The 223-nt window shown below is 65.9% G+C and carries 1 pseudogene; it reads left to right on the top strand.

Going from position 1 to position 223, the window contains the following annotated elements:
• Positions 1-223: pseudogene (locus tag HX846_RS40210) on the top strand (exopolyphosphatase); the annotation flags it as partial.

The raw sequence follows: 223 nt of genomic DNA, 5'->3' as shown, positions 1-223 counted from the left end.
TATTGGCCAGCGCTTCGAGCCGCTGCTGCGCGAAAGCCTGCAAATGGGCTGCGTCAGCTACACCCAGCGCTATTTCAAGGACGGCAAGATCACCCCGGCCCGCTACGCCCAGGCTTATACGGCGGCGCGGCTGGAGATCATGAGCATCGAGCACGCCCTGCACCGCCTGACCTGGGATGAGGCCATCGGTTCGTCCGGCACCATCCGCGCCATCGGCCTGGCC

Origin of the sequence: Pseudomonas sp. K5002, assembly GCF_013386655.1 — a bacterium.
Classification (GTDB): domain Bacteria; phylum Pseudomonadota; class Gammaproteobacteria; order Pseudomonadales; family Pseudomonadaceae; genus Aquipseudomonas.
The sequence above is the reverse complement of the archived record's forward strand: the minus strand, read 5'-3'. Positions and strand labels throughout refer to the sequence as shown.